The sequence below is a fragment of the Cellulomonas sp. genome, assembly GCF_036279715.1.
Classification (GTDB): Bacteria; Actinomycetota; Actinomycetes; order Actinomycetales; family Cellulomonadaceae; genus Cellulomonas_A.
The window spans coordinates 1-6,573 of the sequence record NZ_DASUIR010000082.1 but is presented as its reverse complement, the minus strand read 5'-3'; the positions used below and the strand labels follow the sequence as shown (position 1 = coordinate 6,573).

8 protein-coding genes are annotated in these 6,573 nt (G+C 70.9%); 3 read left to right on the top strand and 5 right to left on the bottom strand.

All coding sequences use genetic code 11. The features are described 5' to 3' along the window. A partial coding sequence (locus VFW79_RS08575; protein ID WP_329676893.1) for a hypothetical protein occupies positions 1-608 on the bottom strand: 608 nt, incomplete at its 3' end. A gap of 17 nt (positions 609-625) precedes the next feature. Between VFW79_RS08575 and VFW79_RS08570 the strand changes: the two genes are divergently transcribed. Beyond that, a complete protein-coding gene (locus VFW79_RS08570; protein WP_329676892.1) occupies positions 626-808 on the top strand; it encodes a hypothetical protein in 183 nt (60 codons plus the stop codon). 73 nt (positions 809-881) lie between these two features. Here the strand turns inward: VFW79_RS08570 and VFW79_RS08565 are convergent, their stop codons facing one another. The 3 genes from VFW79_RS08565 to VFW79_RS08555 all read right to left on the bottom strand — a co-directional run bounded on the left by VFW79_RS08565 (position 882) and on the right by VFW79_RS08555 (position 3,930). Then, positions 882-1,088, bottom strand: a complete 207-nt coding sequence (locus tag VFW79_RS08565) for a YbdD/YjiX family protein (RefSeq protein WP_329676891.1) — start codon at positions 1,086-1,088, stop codon at positions 882-884. After that, a complete protein-coding gene (locus tag VFW79_RS08560; RefSeq protein ID WP_329676890.1) occupies positions 1,088-3,376 on the bottom strand; it encodes a carbon starvation CstA family protein in 2,289 nt (762 codons plus the stop codon). Before VFW79_RS08560 ends, VFW79_RS08565 begins: the two co-directional genes overlap by 1 nt. A 98-nt stretch (positions 3,377-3,474) precedes the next feature. Beyond that, positions 3,475-3,930 carry a GyrI-like domain-containing protein gene (locus VFW79_RS08555; protein WP_329676889.1) on the bottom strand — a complete coding sequence of 152 codons (456 nt, stop codon included), beginning with the start codon at positions 3,928-3,930 and terminating at the stop codon, positions 3,475-3,477. A 208-nt stretch (positions 3,931-4,138) separates the two neighbouring features. Here VFW79_RS08555 and VFW79_RS08550 point away from each other — a divergent pair, with 208 nt between their 5' ends. After that, positions 4,139-5,044, top strand: coding sequence for an SPFH domain-containing protein (locus VFW79_RS08550; RefSeq protein WP_329676888.1), 906 nt, complete (start codon positions 4,139-4,141; stop codon positions 5,042-5,044). Further along, positions 5,041-5,262, top strand: a complete 222-nt coding sequence (locus VFW79_RS08545) for a hypothetical protein (RefSeq protein WP_329676887.1) — start codon at positions 5,041-5,043, stop codon at positions 5,260-5,262. The genes VFW79_RS08550 and VFW79_RS08545 overlap by 4 nt, the downstream gene beginning before the upstream one ends. 99 nt (positions 5,263-5,361) lie before the next feature. On the opposite strand, the gene VFW79_RS08540 is transcribed toward VFW79_RS08545, so the two are convergent. Continuing rightward, the coding region (locus tag VFW79_RS08540) for an alkaline phosphatase PhoX (RefSeq protein WP_329676886.1) at positions 5,362-6,573 on the bottom strand (1,212 nt) is incomplete at its 5' end.

Below are 6,573 nucleotides of genomic sequence, written 5' to 3'. Positions count from 1 at the left end.
GTGCCGAGCGTCGCCCCGCCGGCCAGGCCGAGGTCGTCGCCGCTCCAGAACGTGCCCGGGTCGAACCAGCTCGAGCGGTGGCCGTCGGGCAGCAGACCCATGGCCTCGAAGGTGAGGGCGACGACCTCCGCGCAGTAGACGGTCTCCAGGTGCTCCTCGCGTCGCGTCCACGAGGGCCTCGGCGCACGTCCACCGAGCCAGCGCAGCCCGAGCTGGACCGTCGAGGGGAACGGGGTGCCGTCGAGGCGCGCGATCGTGCGGAGCACCGCGTCCTCCATCGCCCGCGTGACCGGCTGGTCGAGCTGGCGGAGCCACGCCTTCTGGTCGTACCGGTTGCCCCAGACGACGACCGCGTCGCGCAGGTCGTGGAGCTGCGCTCCGCGGTGGTGGTCGCCCGTCCACTGGTCGCTCAGCGACCGGCCGAGCTCGGCGTGCCACATCAGCGGGGGGAGGTCGTCGACGACCACCGCCATGCCGACGTGGTTGACGGGGCTGTTGGTCGTCATCTGGATCGCGCGGTCGGCGACCGTGTGGCCCCGGAACAGCCACAGGTCGCCCGTCCGCGTCGCGGTCAGGGCCTCGTCCAGGTCGATCCGGTCCGCGAGCACGTCTGTAGCCTAGGCGGATGAGGTGGTGGAAGGTCCTGGGTGTCGCCGCGTTCGCGGGCGTCGCCGCGGGCGGCGTGCTCATCGCGAAGGACGAGCGCCGTCGCCGCGCCTACACGCCCGAGGAGATCCGCGAGCGCCTGCACGCCCGGGCCGCCGAGGCCGACGCGGCGACCGACGACGGCGAGGTCGACACCCCCTGAGACGACACGGACGCCCGCCGGCTCCCCGAGAGGAGTCGACGGGCGTCGGGTCTCACGCCGGCCGTGAGGTGGGTCAGCAGCACCGGCCCTGCGGGTTGCGCTCCTGCCGGTCGGTCACGTCGCGCCAGAACTCGCGCTCGGTCATGACAGGTCCGCAGTCGCCGTCGTGCTGGGCCGCGTGGTGCTCGACGTACTTGTCGTACGCGTCCTCACCGAGCATCCCCTTGACGAACCAGGAGACGCCGCGCGCGCCCTGGCGCACCGCCGCGGCCACATCCATCAGTGGCCTCCCGACCGCACGCGTCCGGTGGCGGCGGTGTGCACGGCCCACTGCTCCTCCAGCACCTTCTCCGCCGGGGTCGCGACGAAGCCGGCCGGCGCGAAGATGCGGGACGAGACCGCACGGTCCTCGGCGTTGGGTCCGCCGCCGAGCCGGAAGGCCTTCCAGGTCTCCCAGAGCGACGCGATGATCACGATGATCGAGAGCACCACGAACAGGACCGACAGGACGCCCTGGATCATCGTGTTGCGGAACACCGCCTGCATCGCCTCGACCGTCGCGGCCGACCCGAAGCTCGTCTTGCCGTCGGCCAGGGCCTTGCCGAAGGCCGCGTGCTGGGCGAAGTACCCGACGGCGGGCACCGGCGAGAAGATCTTCAGGAACGACGCCGTGATCGTCACCGCAGCGGCGAACACCAGCGGCACCGCCACGATCCAGATGTACCGGAACGCCCCTCGCTTGGCGACGATCGCCATGCAGACCGCGAGCGCGATCGCCGCGAGCAGCTGGTTGGCGATCCCGAACAGCGGGAACAGGGTGTTGATGCCGCCGAGCGGGTCGGTGACGCCCATGAGCAGGACCGCGCCCCACAGCCCGACCATGACGGCCGTCGTGATCCACGCCCCGACGCGCCACGACGTGTCCCGGAACCGCGGGACGAAGTTGCCGAGGCTGTCCTGCAGCATGAACCGCGCCACGCGGGTCCCGGCGTCGACCGCGGTGAGGATGAAGAGCGCCTCGAACATGATCGCGAAGTGGTACCAGAACGCCATCATCCCGGTGCCGCCGACGAGCTGCTGCATGATGTGCGCGAGCCCGACCGACAGCGTCGGTGCGCCACCGGTACGCGAGATGATCGACTTCTCGCCGACGTTCTTCGCGGTCTCGGTCAGCAGCTCAGGGGTGACGTGCACGCCCGAGAGCCCCAGCCCGTTGACCCACGCGGCCGCGGACTCGACGGTGCCGCCGGTGAGGGCGGCCGGTGCGTTCATGACGAAGTAGATCCCGCGGTCGATCGAGAGCGCGGCGACGAGCGCCATGATCGCGACGAACGACTCCATGAGCATCCCGCCGTACCCGATGAAGCGCGTCTGGCGCTCCTTCTCGACGAGCTTCGGCGTGGTGCCCGACGCGATGAGCGCATGGAACCCGGACAACGCCCCGCACGCGATGGTGACGAACAGGAACGGGAACAGCGAGCCGGCGACGACCGGGCCCTTGCCGGTCGAGGCGAACTCGCTGACGGCCGGGACGTTGATGATCGGTCGGACCAGGACGATCGCGACGGCGAGCATCACGATCGTGCCGACCTTCATGAAGGTCGACAGGTAGTCGCGCGGTGCCAGGAGCAGCCAGACGGGCAGGATCGCGGCGACGAAGCCGTAGACGATGATGCCCCAGCCGATGGCGACCTTGTCGATCGTGAAGACGCTCAGGCCCCACGAGGTGTCGGCGATGAGGCCGCCGCCGATGATCACGGCGATGAGCAGGATGAAGCCGATGATCGAGACCTCGGACACCTTGCCCGGGCGGAAGAAGCGCAGGTAGACACCCATGAGCAGCGCGATCGGGATGGTCATGCCGACCGAGAAGACGCCCCACGGGCTCGCGGCCAGCGCGTTGACGACCACGAGCGCGAGGATCGCGATGATGATCACCATGATGGTCAGCGTCGCGACCAGGGCCGCGGTGCCGCCGATGACCCCGAGCTCCTCGCGCGCCATCTGGCCGAGCGAGCGGCCACCGCGACGCATCGAGAAGAAGAGCACCAGGTAGTCCTGGACCGCGCCTGCGACGATCACACCGGCGATGATCCAGATGGTGCCCGGCAGGTAGCCCATCTGGGCGGCGAGGACCGGGCCGACGAGCGGGCCGGCGCCGGCGATCGCGGCGAAGTGGTGGCCGAACAGCACGCGACGGTCGGTCGCGACGTAGTCCTTGCCGTCCGCGTCGTACTCGGCGGGCGTCGCGCGCCTGTCGTTGGGCCGCAGCAGATGCTTCTCGATGTACCGGGAGTAGAACCGGTACGCGATGAGGTAGGAGCACACGGCGGCGAACACGAACCACACCGCGTTCACGGTCTCGCCGCGGATGCCGGCGATGATGACCCAGCTCACGCCCCCGAGGAGGGCGACCGCGACCCAGATGGCGATCTTGGCCGGCGTCCAGTGGGTGTCCTGCGACTCGAGCGCGGCCTCGTCGAGTGCGACGGGCGGCAGTCCCGGATCTTGCCGCAGTACATCCGAACTGTCTGGTGATCCATACGGTGCGTCGACGCTGGCGCCCATGACTGCTCCCGGAACTCGCGAGATAGATGCCCTGTCCGAGTGACGGTACCCCTCGCCGCGGAGGGGCACCGCACAGCCACGGCACAGCGGCGGCTCGCTCAGCGCGCGGGGAAGACGACCCTGGTCTGCCAACGGCTCGGGTCGGGCTCGGTGTCAGGTCCGACCAGGTACTCCTCCCACATCTCCCCCTCGGGGGTCAGCCCCTGCTCGGCGATGAAGGCTGTGACCTCGGCGTAGGTCGTCGGCAGCGAGTCGTACGACCCGGTGTGGACCGCCTCGACGGTCGGTCCGCCGGGAAGAGTGGCAGTCACGACTCCGGGGCCAGGCGTCACGGGCTGCCCGACGGGAAAGCCCGCGGTGACGTCGACCGTGGTGGTGACAGGCCCGCGGTACAGCGCGACCGGCGGTCCGGCCGGCGCAGCTCCCTGCCGGCCCAGGTCAGCGGCCGCAACGCCGAAGGCTCGGCCGAAGAACTCCTGGAACCGCGTCATCGGCACGACCTCGCGCACCCCCAGGATCGTCTGCGGATCGCGCTCGGCTCGTTCGATCGTCATGGCACACCTCGGTCCGCTCGTGCGAGCCCCGGGTCGGCGCCCGCTACCTCAGCCCTACCACCGGGCGCTCGCGGCGGCAGGACCGAACGTCCCGAATGTCCGACTTCAGCGAGGCCACGACCGCGCGCGCCGGTCCCGCGAGAGGTCTGGTGGCGAGCGCGCGAGAGTGCTATCAATGTGCTATCACTTTCAGCGAAAGGAACACACCGTGAGCGCCGTCGATTCGCCCTTGAAGGCCGAGCCCGTCGGGCTCCAAGGAGCTCGGCTCGTCATCAGTCAGCGCCCCGCCCTCGCTGTCAGCGGCTGGCTCGGCGTCCTCGTCCTGGCCGGGTGCACGTGGTGGTTCGCGGTCGGTCAGCAGCGCGCCGAGACGTGGCTGTGGGTCCCCGCGGTCGTCGGCGTGCTGACCATCACGTCCCTGGTCGTCGTGACACCGGGGCAGACGTCCGTGATCCAGTTCTTCGGCAGCTACATCGGCACGGTGCAGCGCCCTGGGTTCTGGTGGGTGCTGCCGCTGACCAAGCGCCGCAAGGTGAGCGTCCGGGTCCGCAACTTCGAGACCGCCCACCTCAAGGTCAACGACGCCGACGGCAGCCCGGTGGAGATCGCCGCGATCGTCGTCTGGCAGATCGCCGACACCGCCAAGTCGACCTACGCGGTCGAGAGCTACCTCGACTTCGTCACCGTGCAGGCCGAGTCGGCGCTGCGCCACGTCGCCACGACCCACCCCTACGACGACACGACCGAGGCCGGCACCTCGCTGCGCGGCTCGACCGACGTCGTCGCAGCCCAGCTGGCCGCCGAGGTCGCGACCCGGGTCGCCATCGCCGGCGTCGAGATCGTCGAGGTGCGGATCTCCCACCTCGCCTACGCCCCCGAGATCGCCCAGGCGATGCTGCGCCGCCAGCAGGCCAGCGCCGTGGTCGCCGCCCGTTCGCGCATCGTCGAGGGTGCGGTCGGCATGGTCGAGCTGGCCCTCAACCGGCTTGAGGAGAACGGTGTCGTCAGCCTCGACGACGAGCGGAAGGCCGCCATGGTCAGCAACCTCATGGTCGTGCTCTGCGGGGACCAGCCGCCGTCGCCGGTCGTGAACGCCGGCTCCCTGTACACATGAGCGAGCGTCGGCAGGTCCTGCTCCGCATCGACCCTGCCGTCCACGACGCGCTCGTCCGGTGGGCCGACGACGAGCTCCGCAGCGTCAACGCCCAGGTGGAGATGCTGCTGCGTCGGGCGCTCACCGACGCGGGTCGGATGCCCAAGCAGGTGGCGCCGATCCCCCCGCGTGGCCGCCCCCGGACCCGCGACGGGGGGTCACCGCCGTCGGCCCCGTGACCGTCCGGCACGCACCTCGCGCCGACGCCGCAGACCCGCCCGACGCACCGAACGCCCCGGCCGTGCGGCCGGGGCGTTCGGTCGTGCCTGGTGCCGAGGTCAGCTCTTGTCGGAGTCGTCCCCGTGACGGACGCCCGCGAGGGAGACCTCCCACGTGACGTTGTCACCGTGCTGCTGGGTCCAGAACGTGCGCCACGTGCCGTCCGTGAGCTTCGGCGTCTTCGCGCCGAGGATGCCCGCGGGCGTCGGGTCGCCGTCGGACACGTGGATGCCGGTGATCTCGTTGTCGCCGTCGTTGTAGCCGGGGTTCGTCGTCGCGTCGAACAGCGCCGAGGCGTCGCGGCCCTCGGCGAGGAACCGCGTGATCTTCTTGGCCTTCTTGTCGCTTCCGCTCAGGTCCACGACGTAGCCCGAGTCGAGCGCGTTGCGCTGCTGGTGCAGCGTGTCGCCCGCATCCTCGACCACAAGCAGCTGGTCGCGGCCGGCGAACGCGATGTTGTCGAAGCCCGTGTGCGTCACGTCCCCGATCGACACCGGGCTCAGCGTCCCGGCGGCCGCGCTCGGCGACGACTGGACCAGCCGGAAGACCGCACCGAACCCGCCCGGCAGGGTCGAGGTGGCCGACGTGTCGCCCGTCTCGGTGAAGTAGAACTCCCCGAACGAGGTACCGGGCCGGAACACGCCGTTCTCGGGGCGCTTGAACGGGGTAGCCCCGGCGGTCGCCGCCGCGCCGGTCGCGTCGAACGCCGCAGTCCCGTCGTGCACGGTGACCCACGTCGTCGCGAACGTCGAGCCGTAGGTGTGCAGGTCGGTGACGACCTGGTCGGACGGGTTCGCGGCGAGCTGCGCAGCGGTCACCGGCGAGCCGTCCGCACGCGCGACCTGCAGCGCCTGGAGGCTCCCGCCGAGGGTGAGGTCCGCCGGGTCGGTCGGGGTGAAGCGGTAGACGTAGCTGTTCGGCACCTTGCCGTGGGTGCCGGCGACCGTCGGGCCACCGATGTCCTCGACCAGCCAGACGTTGCCGTCGGAGTCCGTCTGGGCGCCCTCGTAGCCGCCGGAGCCGAGGGCGTCGAGCCGCACGGCGCTGCCGTCGACCGGGTCGCCGCTGCCGTCGAGGGAGACCCCGAAGACGCCGCCGGTGGGGGACTTGGCCTCGGCCGTCAGGAGCAGCTGGTGGGTGAAGGGGTCCCAGGTGAGGCCGTCGATCGTGGGGTAGGGGTTGCCGTGGGCGTCCTTGTCGGAGATCAGCGTGACCCGCTTGGCCGGGTCGGTCGCGTCGAGGTCGATCCGGGTGACGTAGCCGCGCGGGCC

What these genes read in the sequence shown, in the direction of transcription:
- VFW79_RS08555 (WP_329676889.1), bottom strand. Translation starts at nt 3,930, where the DNA reads ATGACGATCGAACGAGCCGAGCGCGATCCGCAGACGATCCTGGGGGTG.
- VFW79_RS08545 (WP_329676887.1), top strand. Translation starts at nt 5,041, where the DNA reads ATGAGCGAGCGTCGGCAGGTCCTGCTCCGCATCGACCCTGCCGTCCAC.
- VFW79_RS08560 (WP_329676890.1), bottom strand. Translation starts at nt 3,376, where the DNA reads ATGGGCGCCAGCGTCGACGCACCGTATGGATCACCAGACAGTTCGGAT.
- VFW79_RS08565 (WP_329676891.1), bottom strand. Translation starts at nt 1,088, where the DNA reads ATGGATGTGGCCGCGGCGGTGCGCCAGGGCGCGCGCGGCGTCTCCTGG.
- VFW79_RS08570 (WP_329676892.1), top strand. Translation starts at nt 626, where the DNA reads ATGAGGTGGTGGAAGGTCCTGGGTGTCGCCGCGTTCGCGGGCGTCGCC.